This is a genomic window from Paenibacillus sp. FSL H7-0690 (assembly GCF_037980415.1).
Classification (GTDB): Bacteria; Bacillota; Bacilli; order Paenibacillales; family Paenibacillaceae; genus Paenibacillus_AQ; species Paenibacillus_AQ odorifer.
The window spans coordinates 951,560-978,090 of record NZ_CP150281.1; the positions used below are offsets into that span (position 1 = coordinate 951,560).

At 45.4% G+C, this 26,531-nt stretch carries 19 protein-coding genes; 14 read left to right on the forward strand and 5 right to left on the reverse strand.

All coding sequences use genetic code 11. From position 1 onward, the window contains the following. The first annotated feature begins 25 nt into the window (after positions 1 to 25). The 4 genes from MHI32_RS04245 (at position 26) to MHI32_RS04260 (ending at position 4,500) form a co-directional block, all read left to right on the forward strand. Positions 26 to 961, forward strand: a complete 936-nt coding sequence (locus MHI32_RS04245; RefSeq protein WP_340011945.1) for a catalase family peroxidase — start codon at positions 26 to 28, stop codon at positions 959 to 961. A 136-nt stretch (positions 962 to 1,097) separates the two neighbouring features. Beyond that, positions 1,098 to 2,375, forward strand: a complete 1,278-nt coding sequence (locus tag MHI32_RS04250) for a cellulase family glycosylhydrolase (RefSeq protein WP_340011946.1) — start codon at positions 1,098 to 1,100, stop codon at positions 2,373 to 2,375. Between the two features lie 84 nt (positions 2,376 to 2,459). After that, complete coding sequence (locus MHI32_RS04255; RefSeq protein WP_340011947.1) at positions 2,460 to 3,107, forward strand: response regulator transcription factor; 648 nt, start codon at positions 2,460 to 2,462, stop codon at positions 3,105 to 3,107. Further along, on the forward strand, positions 3,091 to 4,500 hold the full coding sequence (locus MHI32_RS04260; protein ID WP_340011948.1) for a HAMP domain-containing sensor histidine kinase: 1,410 nt from the start codon (positions 3,091 to 3,093) through the stop codon (positions 4,498 to 4,500). Before MHI32_RS04255 ends, MHI32_RS04260 begins: the two co-directional genes overlap by 17 nt. 192 nt (positions 4,501 to 4,692) lie before the next feature. Here MHI32_RS04260 and MHI32_RS04265 read toward each other — a convergent pair whose 3' ends face one another. Genes MHI32_RS04265 through MHI32_RS04275 form a run of 3 tightly spaced genes read right to left on the reverse strand, consistent with a single transcriptional unit; the run spans position 4,693 to position 7,745 of the window. Continuing rightward, a complete protein-coding gene (locus tag MHI32_RS04265) occupies positions 4,693 to 5,832 on the reverse strand; it encodes a DHHW family protein (protein WP_076190138.1) in 1,140 nt (379 codons plus the stop codon). A gap of 20 nt (positions 5,833 to 5,852) precedes the next feature. Then, positions 5,853 to 7,238 carry an MBOAT family O-acyltransferase gene (locus MHI32_RS04270; protein ID WP_340011949.1) on the reverse strand — a complete coding sequence of 462 codons (1,386 nt, stop codon included), beginning with the start codon at positions 7,236 to 7,238 and terminating at the stop codon, positions 5,853 to 5,855. A 6-nt stretch (positions 7,239 to 7,244) separates the two neighbouring features. Next, positions 7,245 to 7,745, reverse strand: a complete 501-nt coding sequence (locus MHI32_RS04275; protein ID WP_036684911.1) for a DUF4358 domain-containing protein — start codon at positions 7,743 to 7,745, stop codon at positions 7,245 to 7,247. 227 nt (positions 7,746 to 7,972) lie between these two features. Between MHI32_RS04275 and MHI32_RS04280 the strand changes: the two genes are divergently transcribed. Both MHI32_RS04280 and MHI32_RS04285 read left to right on the forward strand, forming a co-directional pair. Then, complete coding sequence (locus MHI32_RS04280; RefSeq protein ID WP_076306721.1) at positions 7,973 to 8,410, forward strand: HEAT repeat domain-containing protein; 438 nt, start codon at positions 7,973 to 7,975, stop codon at positions 8,408 to 8,410. An 11-nt stretch (positions 8,411 to 8,421) separates the two neighbouring features. Further along, positions 8,422 to 9,000, forward strand: coding sequence for an SMI1/KNR4 family protein (locus MHI32_RS04285; RefSeq protein ID WP_076190140.1), 579 nt, complete (start codon positions 8,422 to 8,424; stop codon positions 8,998 to 9,000). Positions 9,001 to 9,091: 91 nt separating this feature from the next. Here MHI32_RS04285 and MHI32_RS04290 read toward each other — a convergent pair whose 3' ends face one another. Then, positions 9,092 to 10,687 carry an AMP-binding protein gene (locus MHI32_RS04290; protein WP_076306722.1) on the reverse strand — a complete coding sequence of 532 codons (1,596 nt, stop codon included), beginning with the start codon at positions 10,685 to 10,687 and terminating at the stop codon, positions 9,092 to 9,094. Between the two features lie 169 nt (positions 10,688 to 10,856). Between MHI32_RS04290 and MHI32_RS04295 the strand changes: the two genes are divergently transcribed. Together MHI32_RS04295 and MHI32_RS04300 are read left to right on the forward strand one after the other, a co-directional pair. Then, positions 10,857 to 11,378 (forward strand): GNAT family N-acetyltransferase, encoded by a 522-nt coding sequence (locus MHI32_RS04295; protein WP_036684918.1) that lies wholly within the window; start codon positions 10,857 to 10,859, stop codon positions 11,376 to 11,378. Between the two features lie 186 nt (positions 11,379 to 11,564). Further along, positions 11,565 to 12,269 carry a hypothetical protein gene (locus tag MHI32_RS04300; RefSeq protein WP_340011950.1) on the forward strand — a complete coding sequence of 235 codons (705 nt, stop codon included), beginning with the start codon at positions 11,565 to 11,567 and terminating at the stop codon, positions 12,267 to 12,269. A 98-nt stretch (positions 12,270 to 12,367) separates the two neighbouring features. Here the strand turns inward: MHI32_RS04300 and MHI32_RS04305 are convergent, their stop codons facing one another. Then, positions 12,368 to 12,493, reverse strand: coding sequence for a DUF4023 domain-containing protein (locus MHI32_RS04305; RefSeq protein WP_051491363.1), 126 nt, complete (start codon positions 12,491 to 12,493; stop codon positions 12,368 to 12,370). Between the two features lie 168 nt (positions 12,494 to 12,661). On the opposite strand from MHI32_RS04305, the gene MHI32_RS04310 reads away from it, so the two are divergent. The 6 genes from MHI32_RS04310 to MHI32_RS04335 all read left to right on the forward strand — a co-directional run bounded on the left by MHI32_RS04310 (position 12,662) and on the right by MHI32_RS04335 (position 26,484). Next, the gene (locus tag MHI32_RS04310; protein WP_340011951.1) at positions 12,662 to 17,020 is read left to right on the forward strand and encodes an S-layer homology domain-containing protein; all 4,359 of its coding nucleotides are present in this window, start codon (positions 12,662 to 12,664) and stop codon (positions 17,018 to 17,020) included. Positions 17,021 to 17,252: 232 nt separating this feature from the next. Next, on the forward strand, positions 17,253 to 17,396 hold the full coding sequence (locus MHI32_RS04315) for a hypothetical protein (RefSeq protein ID WP_175617344.1): 144 nt from the start codon (positions 17,253 to 17,255) through the stop codon (positions 17,394 to 17,396). A 250-nt stretch (positions 17,397 to 17,646) separates the two neighbouring features. Next, positions 17,647 to 17,826 carry a hypothetical protein gene (locus MHI32_RS04320; RefSeq protein ID WP_139329905.1) on the forward strand — a complete coding sequence of 60 codons (180 nt, stop codon included), beginning with the start codon at positions 17,647 to 17,649 and terminating at the stop codon, positions 17,824 to 17,826. An 88-nt stretch (positions 17,827 to 17,914) separates the two neighbouring features. Next, the gene (locus MHI32_RS04325; RefSeq protein WP_340011952.1) at positions 17,915 to 22,969 is read left to right on the forward strand and encodes an S-layer homology domain-containing protein; all 5,055 of its coding nucleotides are present in this window, start codon (positions 17,915 to 17,917) and stop codon (positions 22,967 to 22,969) included. Positions 22,970 to 23,147: 178 nt separating this feature from the next. Next, complete coding sequence (locus tag MHI32_RS04330; RefSeq protein ID WP_076208103.1) at positions 23,148 to 24,971, forward strand: sensor histidine kinase; 1,824 nt, start codon at positions 23,148 to 23,150, stop codon at positions 24,969 to 24,971. Next, a complete protein-coding gene (locus tag MHI32_RS04335; protein WP_076105357.1) occupies positions 24,964 to 26,484 on the forward strand; it encodes a response regulator transcription factor in 1,521 nt (506 codons plus the stop codon). The genes MHI32_RS04330 and MHI32_RS04335 overlap by 8 nt, the downstream gene beginning before the upstream one ends. Positions 26,485 to 26,531 lie beyond the last annotated feature (47 nt).

A 26,531-nucleotide genomic window follows, 5' to 3' on the forward strand; every position in this document is an offset into this window, starting at 1 on the left:
ATAAATTACAAAGAGGTGAACGAAAATGAACAATAATAAATCAGTGTCGTCTGAACTCGCAGAAGAAGCGGTAAACTCCATTGAGGAGGTAGCAGGCAAATATCCGGGTTATCGACGCGCGCACGCCAAAGGTGTTGTCTACCAGGCGGTGTTCACCCCTAACGGCCAAGCGGGTCCTTTAACAACAGCTGCACATTTGCAAAATCAAGAGATGCAAGCTCTCGTACGCTTCTCCAATAGCTCGACTAATCCGTCCATCCCTGATGTTTTTTCGCCTGCAAAAGGAATGGCGGTTCAGTTTGTATTGCCTGATGGGGGCGTGACAAGTTTGGTGACAATTACATTGCCGATCTTTTTTGCCAAAACACCGCAATCCTTTATTAATATCTTACGTACAATTAAAGAAAATTCGTTTGAGGGAGCGACCATTGCAGACAAATTCAAAGCCGTTATGGAGAAGTATTCGGAAAGCCGGGCTGGGCTTCAAGCCGTGAAAATGCTGCAACCGCCACTCAGTTTTGCAACCAACCTTTATCATTCCATTCATGCCTATTACTTCACCAATGCTGCTGGCGAGCGGCGGGCTATTAAATATGAGTGGGAACCGGAAGCGGGTCTGCACTTTCTGGCCCAGGAAGAGGTGGAGAATCGATCTCCCGATTATTTGGAGGATGAACTAATCGAGAGACTGTCCAAAGGTCCTGTGGCGTTTCAATTGACAGTAATCCTCGGGCAGGAGGGAGATCCTACGGATGACCCGGCGTCTGCTTGGCCTGAAGACCGGGAACGGATTGTTGTCGGCCATTTGTCGATCACCGGCGTGGCAGACGAGAAGTCTCAAGAGTACGTCTTTGATCCGACAGTTGTACCTGCCGGCATTGAATGCTCTGAAGATCCTATTCTGAACTTTCGTCATGATGCCTATGCGGAGTCACATTCCCGTCGAAGTATTAATCAGTAAGCATTTATTTTATATTCTATGAATATGATCGGGCTGTCCTAGAATGTCTGCCGACATCCTTAGGGCAGTCTTTTTAGGTATGTCTTGTGACACTCTTGTAACAGAGATTGGCTACGATAGGTTACGAGGTGAGAGAATGAAGAAGTTTAAAGGATTTATCGTATTGATTTTGTTGGCAGTCGTAGGATGCAGTGCAGCAACACCACAAGCAAATCTTGAACCGGAGAAGGAGGTAAAGAAAGAGGTCAATGAGAAGATCGCTTTCTGGGATCAACAGCGTAAAGGAACAAATTTCATGAATTCCAAATCTATACCCGAAAATTATGATGCAGCGAAAGAAAATAATATAGAGTTCATTCGACTTGCGCCAGATAAATGGGCAAAAGATAGTGATTTCCTGTTTAACGATCAACCGGATGCTACTCCAGATAAAGACTTTTTAATAGGGAATGCAGATAAATACGAGGGGCTTGTTGAGGATGATTTTACAGCGTTAAAAGCAGACTTGGATGCAGCCGAGGCGCGGGGTTCAAAAGTAGTGCTGACAGTCCTTAGTCTGCCTGGAGATCGGTGGCGACAGTTTAATGATTATACAAATGATGATCGAATCTGGAAGGATTTCAGTTATCATGAACAAGCGGCAACGTTTTGGAAGGATCTTGCGGAAAGATTAAAGGATCATCCTGCGGTGGTCGGCTATAATCTGATTAATGAGCCACATCCTGAACAAGCTACTGGATTTAATGATTTCTGGACAGAGGATTACAACGAATGGTATAGCTCAGTGGAGAATACTCCGGCGGATTTGAATCTTTTATATGAGACTATTGTGACAGCGATTCGAACCGTAGATACGGAAACCCCTATTATCGTCAATTCTGGTCTGTATGCTACACCATGGGCCTTTAAATATTTGAAACCCATCGATGATGCGAATGTATTATATGCTTTTCATATGTACGAACCCTACGAACTCACCAGCCAAAATAAGAAAAAAGGCTTAACCTATGAATATCCTGGAACAGTTAAAGTAGGTGAGGAGAAGACGGAAAAAGCATTCAATAAGAAAGCCTTAAAGGATTTTCTAGAACCTATCGCACAGTGGGCAGAAAAAAATAACATCCCTGCTAATCGTATTGTCGCTGAAGAATTTGGCACGAACCGGCTTGTAAAAGGTGCAGATCAATACTTGGCTGATTTAATCTCGATTTTTGCTGATTACGGCTGGCACTGGGCGTTTTATGCGTTCCGGGAGGATACTTGGGATGGCATGGATTATGAACTTGGCACTGAGCCACCAACCTGGGAGTATTGGGAAGCGATAGAGAAGGGTGAACAGCCTGATCGAAAGACGGTCGATAACCCGATATGGAACGTACTGACGAAGGGATTAGGTGTAGAGAAGTTGCAATAACGTAGCATGAAAATATATGAAAAGGTGAAACCTGTAAAGGATTTCGCCTTTTTCTTCTGATAATTATAGGAAGGAGAATCTACTTTGAATATTTTAATTGCGGATGATGAGAAACATATGACCACTATATTGAAGACTTATTTTGAAAAAGAAGGCTATAACGTTTGGACAGCAGCGGATGGTGAAGAGGCGCTTGAGCTCTTTTTTTCGAATAGGATCGATCTGGTGGTGCTGGATTGGATGATGCCTAAGCGAAGCGGGCTTGAGGTTTGTAATGAAATCAAGAAGGTTAGTTTGGCTAAAGTTGTAATGCTGACCGCAAGGTCTTCCCATGATGATGAGTTCAGTGCCTTGGATATAGGGGCAGATGAATATATAAGAAAACCATTCGACCCAAGGATTTTGATGCTTAGAATTAAAAAAATGCTAGGCACTGAAAAAGTGGCTGCGATTAGGGATTTAGAAATCGATTTTGAGCGGAAGAAAGTGTACAAGAATGGGGTCGAACTGGCGTTATATAAAAAAGAATTTGAATTGCTAACCTTCCTGTATGAGCATAAAGGACGTATTTTATCCAGAGATGCCTTATTGTCTGCGGTTTGGGGAATGGATTATCTGGGCGAAGAAAGAACGGTAGATACGCATATTAAGAGGCTGCGCGATAAAATTGGGGCTGACCACGTGATCACGCATAGGGGAATGGGGTACAGCTTCCATGATAAAAATTCATAAAATAAGTACGAAGTTATTGATCATGGTGAGCATTATTTTGCTGATTGTTTTTGGTACGTCTTATTTCCTGCACAACTATTTCTCAGCAGATTATTACCTATACAAAATGAAAACCAAGATCAACACCATTTATGACGAAGTAAAGGATCTCCGTTTGGATCAACTCATGGAAAATGAAAGCAGGATCGAGAACAATAATAACGTAACGATTGTTAGGGTTGAAAACAGTGGAAGTACAGCAGAAATTAACGAAAATATTCAATTTACGTTGTTTAAAGATAAGGTGGCACTTAATAAATTTTGGATCACAGATGAGGTATTACAAAAAGTAAAACAAGGCAACACGGTTAATCTTTTATTTAATCAGGGCAAATTGAAATCGAGTCTGTTAACGAAAATATACGAGCAGGATAGCAGTCTAATCCTCATAGGAACTGTGGTTGTGCACAATACAGATGCCTTGACCCTCGTAAATCAATTCAGCTTTTACTCCATTCTACTGGGGATTATTATCAGTTTGCTGTTAGTGGCTTATTTTTCAAAAAAGATCATTACGCCGTTAGAGCAATTACAGGATGTCGCGAAGGATATATCCAATCTCGATTTTAAACAAGTGACGATTCAAACCGGGGATGAAATCGAAGAGCTCTCGAAAAGCATCAATCAGATGAGTCAGCGTCTAAAGAGCACCCATGCCAAATTAGAGGAGAAAAATCAAAGTTTAAATACCCTTATCTCAAGCATTTCGCATGAAGTGAAAACACCATTATCCTTAATCCAAGCCTATACGATTGGCATTCAGGACGGTCTGGATGATGGCACGTATACGGATATCATTTTGGAGCAAGTGAAGTATACGTCGGATATGGTGGATTATTTAATTAAATTGTCCAAGATCCAGAAGTCAGAAGTGCATAAAGAGCCTTTTGATCTTAAAGAGCTTCTGCTAAAAGTGATCTCACAATATAATATTACGTTAAAAAATAAAAACATAACCTTAATGAGCGACTTTCATTCGCTTGAATCCTCAATCGTTGAAGAAGATATCAGCCAAATCGAGATAGTATTCAACAACTTAATTAGTAATGCCATTAAATATGGTGAAGAGGATTTTTTTGAAATAAAACTAGGGAGTGACACTACTCGTACATTAAAATTTACGATCTCCAATAAAACCACTCGCCTGAAAACGGAGCATTTAGCGTATATCTGGGACCCATTCTATGTAATTGAAGAGTCTCGAAATAAAGAAATCTCCGGTACTGGACTTGGTCTGTCCATCGTCGCGGAGATTCTTGGCAAAAATGATCTGAAATACGAGTCCAAATTAGAGGACTCATATATTAGTTTTAGTATTTGGTTTGAAGTAACGGAGGGAATTTTGGAACTTTAGGAGCGTTAGCGTTCGCCTGAAAGCTTTCCGAAGGAAAGCTCGCATCGGAAGCATAAGCTGTCTCCGGAGGTTATCCGCTGATAGCGGTAAAATCAAAAACATCTGGAGACAACAGCGACCGAAAGTCCAACATTCCCGCAGTTACGCACAACACCTATTAAAGATCTTTTCACCGCATCCATCGCAATATCATTAATTTAACTTCAATAGCGCCGCATTATCAATAAAAGTAGCCGTATTAAAAAGCAGCAAGACATCCTTGATATCATTTTGAGCCATATAATCACTGATGTTTCCATTATAATAACGGATATCGATCACATGGATTTCAGGCACATGCTGAGTTAGGAAAGGAATAACGCTATGTGCATAAGAGTCCTTGATGACGAGCAGCTTTTTCTGTTTGACCGTTGTTGGATCAAGCTGGCTGGTGATTTTCATGAGCGCATGTACGCCCCCTAGGAAATAAGAGTACTTATCCTTTTTCACCAGATAACTTAGGTCATACATACTTTTTAAAGTCTCACCGGTATCTTGAATGTACATTTGGGTGGATACCTCATGATTAGGTTTGTACATTTGAATGGAATCAGGTGTGACCCCGATAAATTGCCCCCGGGTATGATAGCTTCCGAGAAATGAATTACTCACAGTCTGAATCTGGTATTCGCTCTGGGACAGAGGCTGCCAGCCCATGCTTTGAGCATAGGCTACATAAGCTAAGTAGGCACCGTAGGTTGTCCAGTGATGGTCGGTCCGATAGTAAATGGGCTCTGCGGCATGTGGGCTAAGAACATCAAATCCATTTATAAAAGTAAGGCTATCTCCTACATCCTTAGCTATTGTTTGATTCACCTCAGCTTGCGAGTAGACAGGAGCTAACCAGGGTAGACGTTCCTTGTACAAGCCAACCGATGTAGGTGCCAATAAGAAAGTGGTGTTTGCATCGGGATTGTTATCGGCAAAGCGTTTCACAGCTGCTGCATATTGCTGAACTTTAGTGTAATCAGGTGCTGCGAATTTTTCGAAAAGATAGCCGTCTTTTCCTTTATAGATTCCGTTATTCTCTTGCTGCAGCCTCATCTGTTCCACCGCCGATTTCACCCATACCCATTTGGCCCGAAATGGAAAATGATCAGTTACAAAGCTTTCGGCCTCTTCCGCATAGGTGTGGGATAATAAATTGTCCCATGTCAGATGTGGGGCCTTTTGCAAATACCGGTTCTCAAGCTCAGAGAAACGCTGAACAGGCAGTAAGAAAAAGAGGATAGCGACCAGAAATAACGTTGCAACAAATCCCCCAGCCAGGATTCGATCCGTCTTCTGCTTCATAAACAATCACCCCCTAATGGTTAGAACCGGAAATATAAAAATGGATTAAAGGTTGCATCTACTAAGTAGGCAACAGATAGGAAAAATAACACGCCATACCAAACAAGAGCAGGAACCGATCTAGAATTCATCCGCTTGGAGAGCTTCACAGGTGTAGAGGCAAAGGTTAACACCACGAGTAGAATCGCGTTCGTGTAAGTGAAGTATAAAGTGGTGTTATTCCATAACGGCTGTCCATTAAAGCCAAGCATCGCTTGTAAGTAGCCAATGACCAGAGGAAGTTCTTCAAAAGCGAATAAGACCCATCCGATGAGTATAAGTACTACAGCATATAAATGTCTTGTCCAACGGGGGAGGCGGCTTAATAGCTTTAATCCCCACCATTTTTCAAAGATAAGAATGACCCCGAAGTATAATCCCCAGAGCAGAAAATTCCAGCTTGCCCCGTGCCAGATTCCCGTGAGCAGCCACACGATGAGAATGTTGCGCACTTGAACGCTTAACCCCCGGCGGTTGCCTCCAAGCGGGATGTAGACATAGTCACGAAACCAACTGCTAAGGGAAATATGCCATCTCCGCCAAAAGTCAGTAATACTCTGAGAGATATAAGGTTTGTTGAAGTTCTCGTTAAAGCGGAAGCCGAACATGAGACCGAGACCAATAGCCATATCCGAATACCCGCTGAAGTCAAAATAGATCTGAAAAGCAAACGCAATAATCCCAAGCCAAGCGGTAAAAGCAGGCAGGGAATCTAGATTGGAGCTGGATATGGTGTGCCAGAGCATACCGATGTTGTTGGCGAGCAGTACTTTTTTGGCTAATCCGATTATGAATCTCCGTACACCTTCTGCGAACATGGGGATATCGACCGAACGTTCACGTAGTTGCCCGGCAATGGTGTTATATTGAACAATCGGACCTGCTACTAACTGTGGAAACAGGGCTACAAATGTACCGAAATCAATCCAATTGCGTTGTGCTTTCGTAGTTCCTCTATAGACGTCAATAATGTAGGACATGGATTGAAAAGTATAAAATGAAATCCCAATAGGTAAAGGTAAATCCGTTAAAGGAATATGTGTACCGAGGAGTCCATTTATATTTTGGATGAGAAAATCTGCGTATTTAAAATACGACAATAAGCCTAGATTAATAATGACGGAACTAACCACAATCCACTTGCGCTGCACCGCAGTCAGCTTTGGTCTGCTGAGCAGTAGACCAAAGCTGTAATCTGTAATGGTGGACAGCAACATGATTACAATGTAGACAGGTTCGCCCCAAGCATAAAAAACCAGGCTGCTTAAAAACAATATGAGGTTTTTGATTCGCCAGGGCGAAACATAATAGAGCGCTAGGACAGCCGGCAGGAATAGGAAAAGGAAAAGTAGGCTGCTGAATACCATGGTTATTTATTTTTCTGTGAAGTAAGTATCGAAGTCTGCTACGAGTTTATCTTGATCCGCAGGATCAGCAATAACGAACAGGAAATAGTTACCCTTTTTAATAAGTTTATAGTTCTTGGCATTTTCGTATTGATCAGGCAGATAGGTTTCGAATTGTTTTTGAACATCTGTTGCACGCGCTTTGATGGCATCCTCAACAGTAGTCATATCTTTTACATCTTTAACTTTCAGAACGGCGATTTCGTTAGTTTTCACATTCATCATAGGCATTCTAATGCTATAATCTTCAAGCAATTCTGGGTTGAGATGATATAGCTGTTCGACTGTAGCCGCATCAAGCTCCATTAATGATGGCTGCTCTACTTTGCTCAGCATTTGATCGACCATTTCTTTTGCAGTTAGATTCGTTTCAATGGCAGCTCCATTGTTACTGTTGTTGCTGGAACAGGCGCCAAGCACCACACTTAGTACAATGGTTAACGCTAGCATGAAGGTATGCTTTTTCAACTTAGGTCACTCTCCTTGATGTATTGTCTGAATTTCTCTAGTTACTAACGTATATAGTCGATAGAATGTTGCGCTGGGGACTTACTCCGGATACTTTACCCATATTTTTGCGGAAATATGATATTCACATGAATTCATGCAAAGATCTTCCTCTCTTAGCTTGCGCAATGGTTGGTTATACTGTTACTGTAAGATAGATAGTTTTTAATAGAAGGGGATTGAACGGAATGATCGAAGAACTGAACAATGAACTACCGGAGAATTATGAGGAATTAAAGAAAGCTGCCAACCGCTCTGCGGATTGGAGAGCGCGTCTAGAAGCAGTTGAAGAGCTGGGACAGACCAACCACAAACAAATTATCGATATCCTGACGCGTTTAATGGAGAGCGATCCTGTATATACAGTTCAAGAAGCTGCTTACCTTAAGCTGAAGGCTTTTGGTGAAGACGTTAAGGTGCCATCGAAGAACAAGCCTGAACTAGTTAAAGGCGTATCCAAGATCCTGCTGAGAATTAAAAAGAGCTTGCCAAGAGATCATTCTTACGAGGACTTCAAAGAGAAGCTGAAGAAGATGAGAGTTGACGTGTACGACGTTTATGAAGGTGAAAAAGGCGCTGACTTCGATACGTGGCTGATGAAGATGTGGACTTCCGCAAATAAGTAAAGGATGACAATATGCACACCAATAAATTGACAGAACAATTTCAAGAATACCTTAAGCTGTCCGCAGAATTACGCCCTGATTATATTGCCAGCTTGGGCAAGGGTGGTAACGAAGCAAAGATTACGGCTGTTTTGCCGGAGACTCCTGAACTGTTGAAAGCTATTTATAGCACTGTCTCAGGGACAAGCAGTGAGGAAGAGGAACCAAGCCTTATCGAATTTATTCCAGGGTACCGCCTGATTCATATGGATGAATATGAAGAGGAGATGAAGGTATTAGCTGGGATATTGGAGGAAAAAGGTCAACATCCTGATGGAGTTATCTTGCCTATCTTAACGAACTATGGCAGTGATTTCATTTGTTATTATAAGTCTGCTGAGGGTGTGGAACAGGTATGTGACCTGCTCCATGATTTCGGCGATTTAATTGTGATGTATGATTCGCCTGATAAATTCCTGGAGACCTTATGCGAGTTCTACAAGCAGGAGGTTTATTTCCTGGATGAAGAGGGCTACCTCGATTGCGATTTAGTATTAGAAGGCGAAGTTGGTGCGGCGCTGAACCCGGATGCGAAATATTGGTCCGAGTAACGGCCTGATGCCAAATAAACAAGAGCAGCAGTCCATTATGGATTGCTGCTCTTGTTTATTTTTTAATAAGGTGAATTTTATATGGCTATGTTTATTCCTGCGCAGCTTGGTTCTCCTGCTCACGAAGCTCTACTCGCCGTATTTTACCGGAGGTCGTCTTCGGAAGATCCTGAATAAACTCGATTTTGCGCGGATATTTATAAGGGGCTGTCCACTCTTTAACATGGGATTGCAGCTCTTTTACAAGCTCTGGTGAACCAACAATCTCATCCTTAAGCACGATAAATGCTTTAACAATGTGCCCACGGATTTCATCTGGACTGGCAACGACCGCACATTCCTTAACGCAGGCATGCTTCATCAATGCTTCTTCTACCTCGAAAGGACCGATAGTATAACCTGAGCTAATGATGATGTCATCCCCACGACCCTCGAACCAGAAATAACCATCTTCATCCTTCTTTGCCCGGTCGCCGGTTATGAAGAATTCGCCGTGTGTGGAGCTTTCTTTTCTACCGGGATCTTTGTAATAAGTGTGGAACAGGGCTGGCATACTCAAATGTACGGCAATATCACCAACCACTCCAGCAGGCAGTGGCTTACCCTCTTCGTCCACAACCTCGACTAAGCCGGGAGCGATTGATTTACCCATAGAACCAATGCGTATTGGAGTATCTTTGAGTGTTCCGATAATTAGGGTGCTTTCCGTCTGGCCGTAACCATCACGGATTGTGATATCGAACTCACGCTGAAAGGTGTTAATGACCTCTTGATTTAATGGCTCTCCGGCAGATACTGCACAGCGCAGGGTAGACAAGTCGTAACGACCTAAGTCTTCTGTTTTAGCCATTAGACGATATTCCGTTGGGGTGCAGCATAATACTTGAATTTTGTGATCCTGCAATAGCTGCAAATATTTTTTGGGATGAAAGGATCCACTATATACAAAACCTGTAGCTCCGTTGCCAAGAACGGTTAAGAAGGGACTCCAGATCCACTTTTGCCAGCCGGGAGCTGCTGTTGCCCAGACGGTGTCAGATCCTTGAATATCCAGCCATTGAGGTGAGGTGATCCGCAAGTGAGCATAACCCCAGCCGTGACTATGAACGACCGCTTTAGGGTTGCCAGTGGTACCTGAGGTGTAGGCGAGAATAGCCATATCATCCCGGCGGCTTGCGACTGCTGTGAAGGTCTCTGGTTGTCCAACCATCAGACTTTCTAGATCCAGCCAGCCTTCACCGAGTTCGTCTGAGCTGCCAGATACGGAAAGACGGTAATCGAGAGCAGGAAGATCCTCTGAGATTTTATTCACTTCCCCGGTTACTTCGGACCAAGCAATAACGGCTCTGGCTTCAGAATGGCGCAGGCGGTAGGATAAATCTTTGGCACGCAGCATTTCTGAGGATGGAATGATGGCAAGTCCTTGTTTCAGACAAGCTAAATAGATGACATAAGCGATGATGCGGCGTGGAACCATAACAAGAACACGATCCCCTTGTTGCAGCCCAAGCTTCGCAAGTCCTCCGGCCAGCCGGTTAGCTTGTTTGCGTAATTCACCGTAAGTAATTTCCTCATAATCTCCTTGCTCATTTAACCACTTAAGCGCAATCTTCTCAGGAGCATGGCTTTCCATTTCCGAAGTGAGATTGTAGAACTCAGGTGCGATCCATTGCTGATTATCCAATATGAACCTCTCCTATATCAAACAAGATGTGTATAACTGTTCTATTTAGTATATCACGTTATCCTAGTACCAGGTACTAGTACCTTGAGTTCTTAATGAATTTCGGGTTAAGATAATATGTGTAAGGTAAACTTATAATAGACCACAAATCCAGAAAGTGAGAACTTATGTTATGAATCACACAACTTTTGATGAAATATTCGCTATTATGGAAGCCTCATTTCCTACTTCTGAGATCAGAACCTTTGAGGGACAACAGGAGTTATTGGACGTTCCAGATTATCGTCTCATTACCGAGATGAATTCTGAGGGTAAAATTGTTGCTTTTATGGCCTGCTGGGAGTTTCCCGGCTTTCGTTTTGTAGAACATATAGCAGTCGACCCGAGCATCAGAGGTGGAGGAATTGGCAAAAAGCTGATGACTGAATACATCAGTCTATCTAACAAGCCTGTCCTTTTGGAAGTTGAGCGGCCACTGGGTGAAATGGAGCAGCGGAGAATCGGCTTTTATGAGCGGCTGGGCTTTCATTTGAACCCTTACGATTATGTGCAGCCTCCTTTGCGTGAAGGAAATGAAGATTTACCACTCTTAATTATGACTTACCCTAACCCTGTTGATGAAGAAGAATTCCAACTTTATAGAGAAATTTTATATTCAGAAGTGTATAAGGTTACAACTCCGTATCAAGGTTAAAGCCCTCAGCAATCCGTTAAATCCTTATGGGATAAGCGGGTTGCTGTTTTTCTTATACAAACCAGAGCTCCAGATGAATAGTTTCTTTACAAATTGGGTACAAGTTAAATACAACTTAGAGACATATTCCTTTAAAACTTGAGCTAAAGTAAAAACCGAGATTGATCTTCTAAGGAGGCATAACATATGAAAAGTAAAAAGTTCATTATAGCAACGATGGTATTTGGGATGGCAATTACAGGTTCGGCTGGTGTGTACGCAGGAACTAAGCTGCAAAAAATCACCGCATACCTCAATCACAGCATTGGATTTAAAGTGAATGGTGCAGCTTATACGCCTGTTGATAATAAAGGTAACACATTAGCTCCGATTACTTATAACAATACAACCTATCTTCCTGTACGTGCCTTGGCTGATGTGTTGAAGGTGCCAGTGACTTTTGATGCGGCAGCGAATCAGGTCATTCTGGGTACTGGAACTGTGGTGCCGGATAAAGATACATTAACACCAGTACAGTACAGCAACGCTCAAAAAGAACAAATTTCTAAAGCTTTTGCAAATTTCGATGGGTTTAAAACGGTTTATGCACCAGCACAAATGGTGAGTGGAGATGCTTTTCAAAAAGCAGCTAGCTCTGAAGATGGAGTGTACTTTTTGTTCGACCATATGAGGGTGAACGTTTCTCCACGTGACTACTCCTATGATTACAAAGGCGATACCGTAAAGCTTTCCAATGGTACAGAAGCTAAGTGGTACAGCCCTACCAGCGATTCATTGTTTTTGACCTATAAACTGGATGATCGTTTTGTGACGATTAGTTCTCCAGACAAGGCTTTGAGCAAGGCACAAATAGAGAAGGTAGCCGTGAATGTGGTGAAATGGAGTAAATAACTCCTTTAAAAGCAAAGCTCAATATACAAAAAGTAAAGCAGCAAGTCACTCCGATCCGGGAGGGCTTGCTGCTTTTTTTGTTTTCGTGTAGGCGTGTTCTATTTACTGTGCTGTTTATTAGGCAGCTTTTGGCTTGGTGTTCCTTTACCGTGATTCTGTTTGTTCTTTTCTGCTTTCTTCTGGGTGTCGTGTACTTTGTCTACAAAAGCCTGAGTATCGTCCATGTTTGTCCTCCTTGATCATAACCTTGCCGTTACTGTAACCACTTTTGCCTGATTAAATACACAAGCCGTTTTTACAAACTAGTGGATCAATCCGTACATTGTGAAAATATTTAGTAGTTACTATGAATGGATGCAAGCATTTCATAATAACAGTAAGGGAGACTGATTATGAACAGGTTATTAAAACAAGCAGTATCCATGACACTAGCCTTCGTTATGGTACTGGGACTTACATTTACAGGAATGCCAGCTTTTGCAGAAGACAGCAATGAGGATGCTGGATTACTGCAATTACAAACGCTAGAGCCAATTACACTACTGGCGGGCAATTCTACATGGAAATATCTAGATAACGGAACGGATCAAGGTTCGGTATGGCGGTCTGTTTACGATGATTCTACATGGGCATCAGGCCAAGCGCCGCTTGGTTATAAAGATTCTGGGGCCGGAGTCAGCAGCAAGCAATTTGGTGCTCTGAATACAAATATAAGCTACGGCACGGATAAAAAGAAGAAATATCGTACTTCCTATTTCCGGACAAATGTAACTGTGAATAAGGAAGAAATTACGAAATCGGATAAAGTATTAGGTAATTTTGCATTTGATGACGGAGTAGTGCTGTATCTGAATGGTGCAGAAATCTACCGCGAGGCTATGCCAGCTGGTGAAATCGACTATCAGACACTTAGTACAACTAATGGCAGTGATCCAAATGAGTATACAAAGGTTGACCTAACGGAAATCGTAAAAGCCAATCTGAAGGATGGAAGTAATGAGCTTTCAGCTGAAGTTCACCAGACGGGCGACACTAGCTCTGACCTTTATTGGGATATGAGCCTGATTGCTTATCCTGTAGTGGAGACAGTAGAACCTGGAGTTGGGAAGCCTGATTCTATCGCAATTACTTTTAATGGCAACCCGCAGACTAGTATGGGATTCAACTGGTATGCACCTGAAAGTGTGACTGGCACCAAACTGGAAGTAGTAGAAGCTTCTAAATTGGAGAATGGCCAGTTTCCTGCGGCAGGCGCTCAATCTTATGAAGGGACATCCGTTACAACTAGTGTGTATATGACAAAAGCGGATAAATCAGCTAAAAAACCAGTTGTGCTAACCAGCCATAAGGTAATAGCGGATCATCTGCAGCCGGGAACGGAATATGCTTACCGTGCTGGGGATGGACAAGCTGATAACTGGAGCGACGTAGGAACTTTTAAGACAGAAGGCTCCAGTAATCAGGCTTATAAATTCTTATATACAACGGATTCCCAAGGAACAACTGAAGAAGATTTTGATATCTGGAATCATACCCTTCAAGAAGGATTAGCTAAATTCCCGGAAAGTGAGTTTATCCTGAATTCTGGTGATTTGGTGGATAACGGTGATATTGAGGAGCAATGGGGATGGTTTTTCAATAAGCCTAAGGATATTTTAGCGAATATTCCGTTGGTTCCTTTGGTAGGCAACCATGAAAGTAAAAATTATAGCAATTATAGCTCTCATTTTAATTTGCCGAACGTATCGAATACAGGTGCGAAACCTGATGGTTCTGTATATTCTTTTGACTACGGTTCAGCACACTTTATGGTAATTAATACAGAATATTATGGTGCAAGCTCGAATCTTGAGAATAACGAAATTTACAATAAACAAGTGGAGTGGCTTCGTAGCGAAGCGGCAAAAAGCAATCAGAAATGGAAGGTTGTGCTTCTGCATAAATCTCCTTATTCCGTTGCCAATCACACCAATGATACAGATGTACTTTTTTACAGAGCGCAATTAACGAAGGTATTTGACGAGCTTGGCATTGACATGGTAATTGGCGGGCATGACCACACCTTTGCTAGAAGCTATCAGATGTACAACAACAAGCCATTGACGGATATTGTTCCGGACTCAAACGGAGTAGTAACTGATCCTAAGGGTACTTTATACCTGATTACAAATGCAGCGGGCAACAAGAAATACAACGTAGCTTCAGGAACATTCCCGTTTGCAGCTAAATACGGACAGCCTGGTAAGGAAATGTTCACGGGGATGACGGTAACGAATGATGAGCTTTCTTACGAAGCCTACACCACAACAACTGGTGGTTCTACAGACTTGTATGATAACTACAGCATTCATAAATCGGAAGTAGCAGTTAAACCTGTGCAAAATGCAAAGGCTACTGCAGCAGATGGTGGTAAAATAACGTTGACTTGGGATGCGCCAGCTTCCGGTGCACCAGTGTCTGGATATCGTATTTATGAGCAAAATGATCTGGTATCGGCAAATTGGACGGTCAGTGTTCCTAATGAAGAAGGTAAAGCTTCTTATACTTACACTGTAGAAAATACTAATCCAAACCAAACCTATCAATTTGTTATCAAAGCTGTAAGTGACAGAACAAATTCAGAAGCTGCTATCGCTTCAACGGATTCGATTAAAAAAGTTACAGTTACCTTTAATGGCGACCCAGTGAGTGCAAAAGGCTTCACTTGGTACACAGCGTTGAAGTCTACTGGAAACGATCTGCAGGTTGTAGAAAATACGGGCGTTACTCCAGACTTTGCTAAGGCTTCTGAGTTTACAGGACGTTCGGCGGTTTCCAGAAATTCAAAGGACGAATTAGTTCATAAAGCGGAAGCTTCGGGCCTGAAAGCTGATACAAAATACTACTTCCGTGTAGGTGATAAAGCACTAGGTCTGTGGAGTGCAGTGGGAACTTTTGAAACTGCCGCTAAGACAGGAGCATTTACTTTCATCGATTTGGCTGATACACAGGCTAAGACCGAAGATGAAGCGATTCTTTCCGGTGAAACGATGGCAAAAGCACTTACGACGTTCCCGAATGCTGAGTTTGTGGCGATTAACGGAGATATCGTGGATACCGGAACTAATGAATCCCAATGGAATTGGTTGCTTGGTCATTCGCAAGATACCCTGCTTAACACGACCATCGTGCCAGTGGCAGGGAATCATGAGGATAAGGCAAATGCCTTTTATGAGCACTACAATATTAAGGAAGCACCGGGCTCTGCAACAGAAACAGGAGCTTATTATTCCTATGATTACAGCAATGCTCACTTTGTAGTCCTGAATACAAATGAGAATTCCGATGAATTTGCTAACTTCAGCCAAGCACAGTTGGATTGGATGAAGGCTGACGTAAAAGCAGCGAAAGCTGCTGGAGCGAAATGGATTATCGTAGCTATGCATAAAGGTCCGTACACAACCTCTAACCACGCTACTGACAAAGACATTATGGGTACAAATGGAGAAAGAGCGAAGGTTGCTCCAATGATGGCTGAACTGGGCATTGACTTGGTTCTTCAAGGCCACGACCATATTTATGCCCGGACCAAGCCAATTAAAGCTGATGGAACTGCGGCAGACACAGTGAAGATCAAGGAAAGCTTCAATGGTCAAACTGTAGAGTACACAGTAAATCCAGATGGAACGATCTATCTGATCCCGGCTACAGCGGGAGCGAAGGTTTACTACAAGAACATGAAACCAGAATTGGGAGATGCGTATTATAATCTCTTTGAAGTAGCAAATGAGAATACAGCTGCTAAATACGGGCCGGACCCAAGTGATGCTACGCGTCCCAAACGCGGTCAAGTTCAGACCTTTGTAGGTATTACTGTAGATGTTGGCAAATTAACAGCTGTATCTTATGAGATCGATCAGAATATTAATGATGCTAAACCATATGTTCTGGAAGAGTTCGGTATTATTAAGGAAGCAGATCCTGAAGTAAACCCAACACCAGAACCTACAACAACGCCGACAACAGCGCCAACGACAGCACCAACAACGGAACCTACAACGGAACCTACAACGGCGCCAACAACGGCACCAACAACGGAACCAACAACAGGATCATCAACAGGACCAGTGACAACAACAAAACCAACAGCAACACCAACGCCAACAGTAGCACCAACAGCTACACCAGCACCAACAACGGTGCCTACACCAACTGCAACACCAGTAGTCAAACCATCATTGACGGATACTGGCAGCCATTGGGCAGCAGCGGCTATTGAGAAAGCAGTAGCAGGGGGCTTCGTTAGCGGTTATCCGGATAATACTTTCCGTCCTAATCAGAAAGTAAATCGGGTTGAATTTATCACTATGCTGGCTCGTGCCCTGCAATTGCCGGACAGTGGTAGCACTTCAAGCTTTAAAGATTCAGCGAAGATTCCGGCATGGGCTAAGTCTTTTGTAGCTCAGGCAGTAGCTTTGCAAATTATCAGCGGCTATGATGATGGTACCTTCCGTCCTACGCAGGAGCTTACTCGCACTGAATTAGCAGTTATGGTTGTTAGGGCTCTGGGTATTACAGTAGATCCAAAAGCGACCTTAACCTTCAATGATGCTAAGGATGTACCCGCATGGGCAGTACCATATATTGCGGCAGCAGCAGAAGCGGGCATTGTGAATGGCATAGGACAAAATCGTTTTGCACCTAACCAGGTAGCGTCCCGGGCCGAAGCAGTAACAATCATTCTGAACCTGCTGGAGAAGCAAGGAAAGTAACTAAATCGGATGGTTTGAAAAAAGATTGCCTCAAGGTCATCGTTGATGACGGAGAGGCAATCTTTTTTTCGTAGCTGGGTAGTGTGAGGGAGGAGGCGATACGGTGGTGCGGCGGAAAAGAGAGGCAAAAGTGCCTCAGAAATGAGCGAATGCAGCGGACTGGCGTGAAAGAGAGGCAAAAGTGCCTCTGATCTGAGCGAATGCGGCGGATGGCCGTGAAAGAGAGGCAAAAATGCCTCTGATTGGAGTGAATACGGCGGATGGGCGTGAAAGAGAGGCAAAAATGCCTTTGATTGGAGTGAATGAGGCGGAGTGGCGTAAAAGAGAGGCAAAAGTGCCTCTGATTGGAGTGAATGAGGCGGAGTGGCGGACATGAGAGGCAAAAGTGCCTTTGAAATGAGTGAATGCGGCGGAGTGGCGGAGATAAGAGGCAAAAGAGACCACGCTCCTTCATCCTCTTTATATTTTCAACCAACATATGTTTAACGACCCACTCATTGCCAGGATATCGAGCCCTGATAGCACGATAATCTTTAATTTATCCAGCATATCTTTAATTTTGCGGCTATTTGTAAGGAAAGATCTGGGTTAGATTAGGGTGGACTAATCAAAGTAAGGCGGGAGGGGTGCCGACAAAATTGAATGCGCTTGCACGATCGGGGTTGAATACAGAATGTGCTTGCACGAATGTGGTTGGATACAGAATCTGTAGGCAGAAGAGAGTAGAAGTAGAAGAAGAAGAAGAAGAAGTAGAAGTAGAAGTAGAAGAGGGTAGGAGCAGCAGAGGGACGGGACAACAGAAGTAATCTACTTGCTGTTCGGCGACATAGTGAGACACATTACGCTTCATGGATGAGAGTAACCGAAACAACTACAGGACGAGGAGAGTGGAAAATGAACCTTCACACCGGTAAAAAGGCGCGTCGTAAGCTGACATCAGCTGTTCTGGCGGCAGCTTTGCTAGTTTCAGGACTTCCCCTAACGGCTTACGCCGGCGATACGTGGCCTTTTACAGGAGACAGTGCGCCGGGTGCCAATCAGCCTAATGTACATGGATATACGAGCAGCCATATTGCGAACTGGAGTCCGGCAACCGATCCGGATGCAGAGCTGTTGAGATCGCGGGTGCCGCTGCAGAAGCGGAATGCCCCATTTGCTGCAACCCAAGCTAACCCAGCACTTAGCGCAGATACACAGATGATCAACGTTGCTGGCGACTACGGGAATGCTTTTATTGAGAACGCGCCGTATACGAACAAGTTTGCGCAGTATCACTTTAACTTTTGGCAATATATCGATTACTACTCCTATTGGCACGGTACAGCGACTGCGTACACCCCGCCGGAATATTATGATGAATTGGCCCAGAAGGACTGGCAGCAAAAATGGTTCGAATTCGGCATGCTGAACATCCCGAACCCTACCTACACCGATGCAGCGCATAAGAACGGCGTGTTGTCATTGGCGGGAATCTTTTTTTCCAATAATGACCGTGGACAGCAGACGTACAAACAAATGATAGTTAAAGACGAGAATGGTAATTTTCCGGTGGCGGATAAACTGATCGAGATGGCCGGGTATTTCGGGTTTGACGGTTATTTTGTAAATCAGGAAGAGATGAATCCGAATGTAGCGACCCAGGATATCCCCGATTACATCGCTTTTATGAAGGTGCTGCAAGAGGGCGGCCTGTATGTACAGTGGTACGACTCGTTGAACACCAATACCGGTGCTAATACGTTCGCCCGGACGATTAATGATACCAATATCTCCTTTTTAGTGGATAAAAGCACCAAGGAACCCGTCTCCAATTCGTTTTTCTTCGACTACGGGGCTGGCAATACACAGATTACCAACGCGGCTAATTACTTAAGCAATCTGAATGCCAGTCTGGGAACAAGCTACAACTTGTTTGAAGTTGGTTTTGCAGGGCTGGAAGCAGGTCGTGACCGGTTCAAGTCCGTTAACGGAACAGCGTTGATGAACAAGCTGGACAGCAATGGCTTGCCGCGGCTCAGCTTGGCTACACTCGGTGCGGACTTTGTTCATGCCGGTCTGGATGAGGACATGAACCTGTCTTACCCGGTCTCGCACAGATCCGAAAATGACTACCAATGGATGACAAAACTGCGTGAGCAGCTATGGTGGTCAGGCCCGAACGTGGACCCTAAGAATACGGTCAAATCGGCAACCAATACCGTTGCCGATGTTTATGCCGACAACCGTTACTGGCCGGGAATCTCGTCCGTCATTGCGGAGCGTTCGGTGATTAAGGACAAGAACTTTTACACCAATTTTAACACTGGACAGGGCTTGTCCTATTCCGTGAACGGTGAAGTATCGAACCCGGATGAGTGGTCTAATATGAGCCTGCAGGATATCCCAGTGACTTGGCAGTGGTGGCAGGATACTGCTGGCAATAAGCTTACTGTAGATTTTGATTATGGACCGGAGTACAACCTTGCGAGTACAAACCGTTACAACTATGAGCAGATCGGTGCGTATAACGGTGGCAGTTCACTGGTGGTGAACGGCAATCTGAATGCGAAGAACTTCTTGCGTCTGTACAAAACAGAGTTGGGGGTCAATGGCAACTCCAAGCTGTCGATCAGCTTCAACAAGCCATCTGCCACAGATGCTTCGGCGATGGCAGTAGGACTCATCCTGGCTGATGATCCGAATACCGTCGTAGAGGTCGCTGTTCCAAACAGTGGTCAGCACTCGGACGGTTGGTTGACAAAGGAGCTGGACCTCAGTGCATACGCGGGTCATAATATTGCAGCCCTTGGACTGGTCTTCGATCCCGGGCAAGGAACAGCGTCCACCTACCAGATGAACGTCGGACAGCTGCGCGTCTATGACGGGTCTGCCGTAAAGCCCGCAGCTCCTGCGGAATTAGCAGTTGCGGAAGCTTTTACAGATACAGGTGAGATGGTTGTGAAGTGGAAGCTAGATCCCGATTACACTAAGATCAAGCAATATAATGTGTACGTGAATGATGTATTTATGGGCGGCAAATACGATGAGGTGTTCTACCTGAAGCATCTCCCGGTGAAATCCGGAACCCTTAAAGTGGTTGCAGTGGGTGCGGATGGAGTGGAGGGTGAAGCGGCAACGCTGGCTTTTGATCTGGATGCGGCGGTTTCCGGAGTGAAGGTGGATTCAAGTCCGGACGGGGAGTTGACTGTGAACTGGACGAACTCCGCCCAAGCTTCCGGTGACATTACCGTTCGAGTGCAGTCTTTGAATTGGATTACGACATCCGAACCGGTGTCACAGCAAGTGGTTGTCCCGGCAGGTGCAAGCACTGCGCTGTTCACGGGGATGCCGGTAAACGGCGATGATTACATTGTCACCGTTACCGCAGGCAACACCGATCCAGTCTCGGTCAGCGGCCAGTTCATCGACACGGTCGCGGAACCTTACGCGGAAGAATGGTCCTGGACGGACGGTAAGCTGAATCTGCCGATGCCGAATACCAGAGACTGGCGGTATATGTATGTGTATGAGGATGGGAATGCAAAATCTTTTGCCACAACGTATAGCTCTGGCAATAAGCCGATGATTATCCGTGGACGGACAACTAAGGCGAGCTTAAGCTTCACCTCCTCGGCAAAAGTTGTGCATGTGGTGATGGAGGATTATGCAGGCAACCGCTCCAAACCTGTCTATCTGAAAGGAAGCTATCCCGTTCTCTTTGATGCTAATGGGGGAGAGCCAGCAAATACTGTGGCCGAGGCTGTGTATGGCACTTTGCTGATGGAGCCTACAGGCATTGCCAGAGAGGGTTATGACCTGGAAGGCTGGTATGTTGGAGAAGGAGAAGGTGCGCGAAGATGGAATTTTGCCGAAGATCTAATAACCGGTGAACTGAACTTGCAGGCGAAGTGGGCCTTGCAAGCTCCAAAGGTGCAGATCGTAGGGGAAGGTTCCTTCCGTGAAAATACGTCCGCGACACTAACGGCAGTTGCCACTGGCGCAGGGCAGCTGACTTATGCCTGGTATGCGGACACAGGCAGCGGTTATGGAGATGTGCTGGGAATGTCCGCCTTCTATACTATCCCGGCTTTGACTACCGGGATGAATGGCAATAAGTACAAGGTCATCGTCACCAATGAATCTGGTGACAGCAGTGAAGCAGAGTACACACTTAACGTAACTCCGGCTGAAGCACCATGGGAAGCGCCTGATTTCATAACCGATCTTCCGTCTGCACTTGATGTCATTACTGGTGAAGAAGTGAAGCTGTTCGTACAGATCCGCGGAGATGTGGAATCGGTTTGCTGGGAGACGAAGGCAGCAACCGCAGAGGAATGGACTGTGGCGGAGAGCGTGACTTCGGCGGTATACGCATTTACTGCTTCTGAAACAGACAGCGGTACGCAGTTCCGTGTGGTTCTGACTGGAAAAGAGGGAACGGAGCCTTCAACAAGAACCGGTAATGAACTTACGGTGACAGTACATCCGGCACCCGATGCGCCAATTATCACCTCTAATAGTGTAGATAAGAATCCGGCAGTTGTAGGTGATAAGGTCTCTTTTGCCGTAGTAGCTTCTGCAGTTTATGGCGAGTTAAGCTACCAATGGTTGAAAGATGGGCAGGCCATTGAAGGTGCTGTGGAGCGTGATTATACCATTGCTTCTGCAAAAGAAACGGACAGCGGCGAGTACACGGCCGTAGTCACTAACACCAAAATACTGAATGGCCACCCTTATACGGCTGTTCAAAAGAGCGGAACTATTGATTTCAAGGTCCACAATACTCCTGTATCTACACCGCAGCCGACATCGGCTCCAGGGACAGGTACGGGAACTGGTGGGACGACTCCGGCAGCGACAGCAACGCCGCTTCCAAGTCCTACTAGCACAACTTTGACAGTTCCAGCAAGTGCACTCAGTACATCTACTGAGAACGGCAAAGTGACGGTAAATGTGCCGGCAGGCGTTACAGCTATCGAGCTGCCTGTGAATGCAGGTGAATTGCTAGGGATCCATCAACTTGAATTGGCTGCCTCGGGAACCATACTTGGTATTGCGCCGGAATTGCTGGTGCAATTGAAGGCTCTGCTTAATGAAGCCCAAGCTTCAGGCGGCAAGATTCTGGTGAAGCTCAGCCCGGAGACTTTGAACATGAGCACACTGAAAGCAGAGCGTGGGGTGGTCTTGCGGGGTACAGGTATGACGTTTGATCTGAGCATCATCGCGGGGAATGGCACATCTAGCCGTCTTCCAAGCTTCAGCAAACCAGTAACCTTACAATGGAATGCAGCAAATACGGATTATAATACTAATTTTCTTGGTTTATATGCTATTGCTGAAGGAGGTTCGCTTACCTATCTCGGCGGAGTGTACGCGAATGGCTTCCTGCAAGGGGAGTTTAGCGGAACAGGCAGGCTGGCTGTGCTGGAGTACAATAAATCCTTCGCTGATGTTCCGTCTACTCACTGGGCTGCGGACACTATCCGCCAGCTGGCGGCTAAACATCTGGTACAAGGCACTTCCGAAAATGGATTTGAACCCGCCCGCAGGATTACAAGAGCGGAATTTGTGAAGCTGCTGGCTGGCGTGCTGGGACTGCAAGATCAGGCGGAATTGAAATTTAGTGATGTGCCTTCTGGTGTCTGGTATGAGCAGGACCTGGCGCGTCTGGTCCGGGCAGGTATTGTAGGTGGACGCACTGCTGAGCACTTCGATCCGAGTGCGAACATCAGCCGCCAGGAGATTGTCACTATGCTAATGCGTGCCTATGTACTGGAGCATGGATCGCTTCAGTCATCAGCCCCGGCAACATTCACCGATTCCGGTGAGGTAGCAGCCTGGGCGGCAGACAGCGTGAATGCTGCGTCATCAATGGGTCTGGTGAATGGCCGCACGGACGGGAATTTTGTTCCCGGTGGCTTGGCGACCCGTGCCGAGGCTGCGCAGTTCATCTTGAATTACATCCGGTAGATTATATAGCCCCACCACGGTCTGCCCAAGGAGCCCTTTGCTCCATGGGCAGACTGTCTTTGCTTGGCGGAGGATTGCAAGCTTTTACCAGCCACAGGCAGGAAGCACCTCATGCTATACTTTATTCATAATGACAAGCAGCGAAGCTTAGTCTTCCCCCTGCTGTAGGAGGTTGCTGATGTTTCCGGGGAAATTGTACAGAAAGTATCTGAAGAATAATCTGTTTATGAAAATCATCCTGCTCTTCTCAGTCATTGCCGTGGTCACCATTATCACCTTCTCCTACCTGATGTTCTTGCTCATGTCTCAGGCTGTAGTGCAGCGGCAGATGGAGATTCAGAAACGTACCGTGGAGAGCATCAACAGCTATATTGAGCAGAAATATGACTCTGTACAGTCTATGATGCGGGACGTGTACCGGGACACGGAGCTGACTGCTAATACGTCGTATTTGCTGGAGCATCCGTATGAAGATTACGTGAGGTACCGGCTGGACCGCTATTTCAACGAAAGTAATGCTACGACGGATACCGTGCAGTTTTTTCGCAATCAAGTTGAAGATGATCCTGATATCCGCAGTTTAATGCTCTACAGTGCAGCTGAGCAGCAGTTGTATGTCTATAACGACCAAGGCAAATTTCAGATTATTTCCACTAATGCAGCCCACTCTTTTGTACCGGATGCGCTGTATCTGGAGGAGGAAGGCAGTGTCACCGCTCCAAACACTTGGGTCAGTCAGGCGATCTCATCTCCGGAGGGGCCGATGTTTACGGTTCGTACCCCGGTCAATAACAAGATATCACTGCGCAACATTGGTCAGCTTCTAGTCTATTTTGATGCCAGCGAGGTCTGGGGGAGTATGGGCAATTATAAGGATGACTTCAAGGGAAAGATTCTGGTGCTGGCAGCGGATGGGGATGTGTTATTTGATACCTCGGGCACCTATTATGGAAAGCGCTATCCTTATCCCGAGCAGATGAATTCTGCCTATACAGATGGTGAAGAAGTCGGCGGGATGATCATTACTAAGCAGACTCACACCCAAGGCGGATTTACTGTGTTGAGTGCTGTACCTAAGCAGGAATTAGCCGCCACTTATAGGGGATTGCGGAACATGATCTTCATTATCTGCTTGATCTGCCTGTTGTTTGCGATTATTACACCCACTTTATTTATCAATAATTTTGCCAGACGGACTCATAAAATTATCAAGTTCACCCGCAAAGTGAAAAACGGTGACCTGGATGCCCGGATTACCGATGTCAGAGAAGACGAGCTGGGGCAGATCTCCAAGAGCTTCAACGATATGCTGGATGAGCTGAATCTTCATATAGACCGTGTGTTCAAGGCTGAAATCAAGCAAAAACATACCGAAATCGCCGCGCTTGAAGCCAGGGTAAACCCACATTTTCTCTACAATACCTTGGAGGTGATCCGAATGAGGGCAATCTCTCAAGGAGCTTCAGATGTCGGGGAGATGATCTACAGCTTGTCGGTGTTGTTCAAAAGCTATGTTCACCAGAAACCCAAGCATACGATGAAGGATGAACTAGAGGCCTGCCGTTTATATCTGGAGCTGTTCCGCATCCGTTATAAGGATAAATTCTCTTATACAATGGAATGCGGGAAAGAGCTTACCGGAAGAGTTGTACTCAAAATGTCGCTGCAGCCTATCATTGAAAACTACATTCTACATGGGATGCGCGTGGACAAGAATGATAATCACATCAGTGTGGCTGTGGCCAAGGATGGCCAATATTTGCGTGCGGTAGTTACAGACAATGGGCGGGGGATTGCGCCGGACAGATTGGTCCAGCTCAAAGAAGGTCTTTTGCAGCCAGATGAACAATCGGAATCATTCGGCCTGCGCAGTATTCATGAACGTTTGAAGCTGCTTTATGGCAGTGAGTATGGCATTGAATTACAAAGCGAAGCGGGTACCGGCACAACCGTGACTGTGTATTTTCCCGATCTGGGAGAGGATGATCCAAACCATGTATAAAATTTTCATTGTGGACGACGAGCCTTTTATTATCGAAGGATTATATGACATTGTGGATTGGGCAGCACTGGGGATGGAGATTGTCGGCCACGCCGAGAACGGACAGGAAGCGCTGGAGTCGTTGCGGTTTGTTCCAGCGGATATTCTGATTACGGATATTTCCATGCCGCTGATGAACGGGCTGGATCTGATCCGGGCCGTACGGGAGATTCAGCCGGAGATCAAAGTTGTTATCCTCAGCGGCTATGATGAGTTCGGTTATCTTAAGGAAGGAATGGCGCTCGGCATTGAAAATTATCTGCTCAAGCCTATTAATTTGCAAGAGTTCCGGGCAACATTAGTGACTGCCGCCGAGAAGCTGGGTGTCTCCCGTCAAGAGAGTCAATTCAATGCGCATAGTATTTCCATTCTGCGCGATAATGTGATGTACCGCTGGCTGCGGTGCCAGATTGGGCCGAAGGAATTCAGTGAACGGACTGATTTTCTGGGACTTAGACTAGATAAGCCGCTGGTTCAGGTAGCCCTGCTTCGCCCTGAACAGGACGCTGCCGAGCTATTTCAGGCGGTGGAAGAGGTTGTAGGCGGTAACCCGTCTTTGATTGCATTCCGGGATATGGATGGAGATACCGTGCTGCTGCATCTGCTTAGTGAGTATCAGCAGGGTAAAGAAGCGGTGGAAAGGCTTCATGCGCAGCTGCTGTTATCCCTAACTGGCGGTCCGCCAATGCGTCTGTCCGTAGGAACGGTGGAGGAGATGGAGGAGGCGGCGGCTCAGAGTTATGCCCATGCAAAGATGACTCAGGAATATTTCATGCTGTTTCCAGAGCGGAATTTGCTGCATTATGAGGAAGTTCAGGACAGGCATGAGGTTGCCGTCCAAGGCATGCCGCTGAATTGGGAAGATGATCTCAAGCTGATTATGGCGAAGGATAAGGAAGCGCTGCTGGTGCGGATCCAGGATCATTTTGAGCAGCTGCGGCGGATGGAGGGGATTACACCTGTGCTGCTGCAAGGCATTGCCATGGAATGGTTGATCCGCTTCAAGATGCAGCTGCAGGAGATTCGTCATGTGGAAGAACCGGAGCTTTTCGCAGACGGTTTTGGCCTCATTCGCTCTACAGTTTCCATAAATGAACTGACTCAGATTATTCAGGAAGCCGCTACCATTACGGTAGACGCCTTAGTTCGGGACGTAAAGAGTCCAGTCGTGCAGCAGGTGCTGAATTATATCCATGAGTCCTACAATGAAGATGTGTCGCTGAAGACCCTCGGTGCCCAATACCATATTCACCCGGTGTATTTGGGACAGCTGTTCCATAAAGAGGTGAATGAGTCATTCACCGAATATATCAATAAATACCGGATTGAGAAGGCGAAGGAGCTGCTGCGGAATACCTCACTTAAAGTTCATGAAATCGCTCTCAAAGTAGGCTATTGGGAGACCGGCTATTTTTACAAACAATTTAAGAAGCATGTCGGGATATCTCCTACGGAGTACAAAGGGCTTGTCTAGCGGACCCCCGCTGCAAGCTTTTTCTTTATTTTCTACATGATTTATTT

Bases quoted from the DNA above. Each gene is read 5' to 3' on its own strand.
- MHI32_RS04245 (WP_340011945.1), top strand. From the start codon at position 26: ATGAACAATAATAAATCAGTGTCGTCTGAACTCGCAGAAGAAGCGGTA.
- MHI32_RS04250 (WP_340011946.1), top strand. From the start codon at position 1,098: ATGAAGAAGTTTAAAGGATTTATCGTATTGATTTTGTTGGCAGTCGTA.
- MHI32_RS04260 (WP_340011948.1), top strand. From the start codon at position 3,091: ATGATAAAAATTCATAAAATAAGTACGAAGTTATTGATCATGGTGAGC.
- MHI32_RS04265 (WP_076190138.1), bottom strand. From the start codon at position 5,832: ATGAAGCAGAAGACGGATCGAATCCTGGCTGGGGGATTTGTTGCAACG.
- MHI32_RS04270 (WP_340011949.1), bottom strand. From the start codon at position 7,238: ATGGTATTCAGCAGCCTACTTTTCCTTTTCCTATTCCTGCCGGCTGTC.
- MHI32_RS04280 (WP_076306721.1), top strand. From the start codon at position 7,973: ATGATCGAAGAACTGAACAATGAACTACCGGAGAATTATGAGGAATTA.
- MHI32_RS04285 (WP_076190140.1), top strand. From the start codon at position 8,422: ATGCACACCAATAAATTGACAGAACAATTTCAAGAATACCTTAAGCTG.
- MHI32_RS04295 (WP_036684918.1), top strand. From the start codon at position 10,857: ATGAATCACACAACTTTTGATGAAATATTCGCTATTATGGAAGCCTCA.
- MHI32_RS04300 (WP_340011950.1), top strand. From the start codon at position 11,565: ATGAAAAGTAAAAAGTTCATTATAGCAACGATGGTATTTGGGATGGCA.
- MHI32_RS04305 (WP_051491363.1), bottom strand. From the start codon at position 12,493: ATGGACGATACTCAGGCTTTTGTAGACAAAGTACACGACACCCAGAAG.
- MHI32_RS04310 (WP_340011951.1), top strand. From the start codon at position 12,662: ATGAACAGGTTATTAAAACAAGCAGTATCCATGACACTAGCCTTCGTT.
- MHI32_RS04315 (WP_175617344.1), top strand. From the start codon at position 17,253: ATGCCTCTGATTGGAGTGAATACGGCGGATGGGCGTGAAAGAGAGGCA.
- MHI32_RS04325 (WP_340011952.1), top strand. From the start codon at position 17,915: ATGAACCTTCACACCGGTAAAAAGGCGCGTCGTAAGCTGACATCAGCT.
- MHI32_RS04330 (WP_076208103.1), top strand. From the start codon at position 23,148: ATGTTTCCGGGGAAATTGTACAGAAAGTATCTGAAGAATAATCTGTTT.
- MHI32_RS04335 (WP_076105357.1), top strand. From the start codon at position 24,964: ATGTATAAAATTTTCATTGTGGACGACGAGCCTTTTATTATCGAAGGA.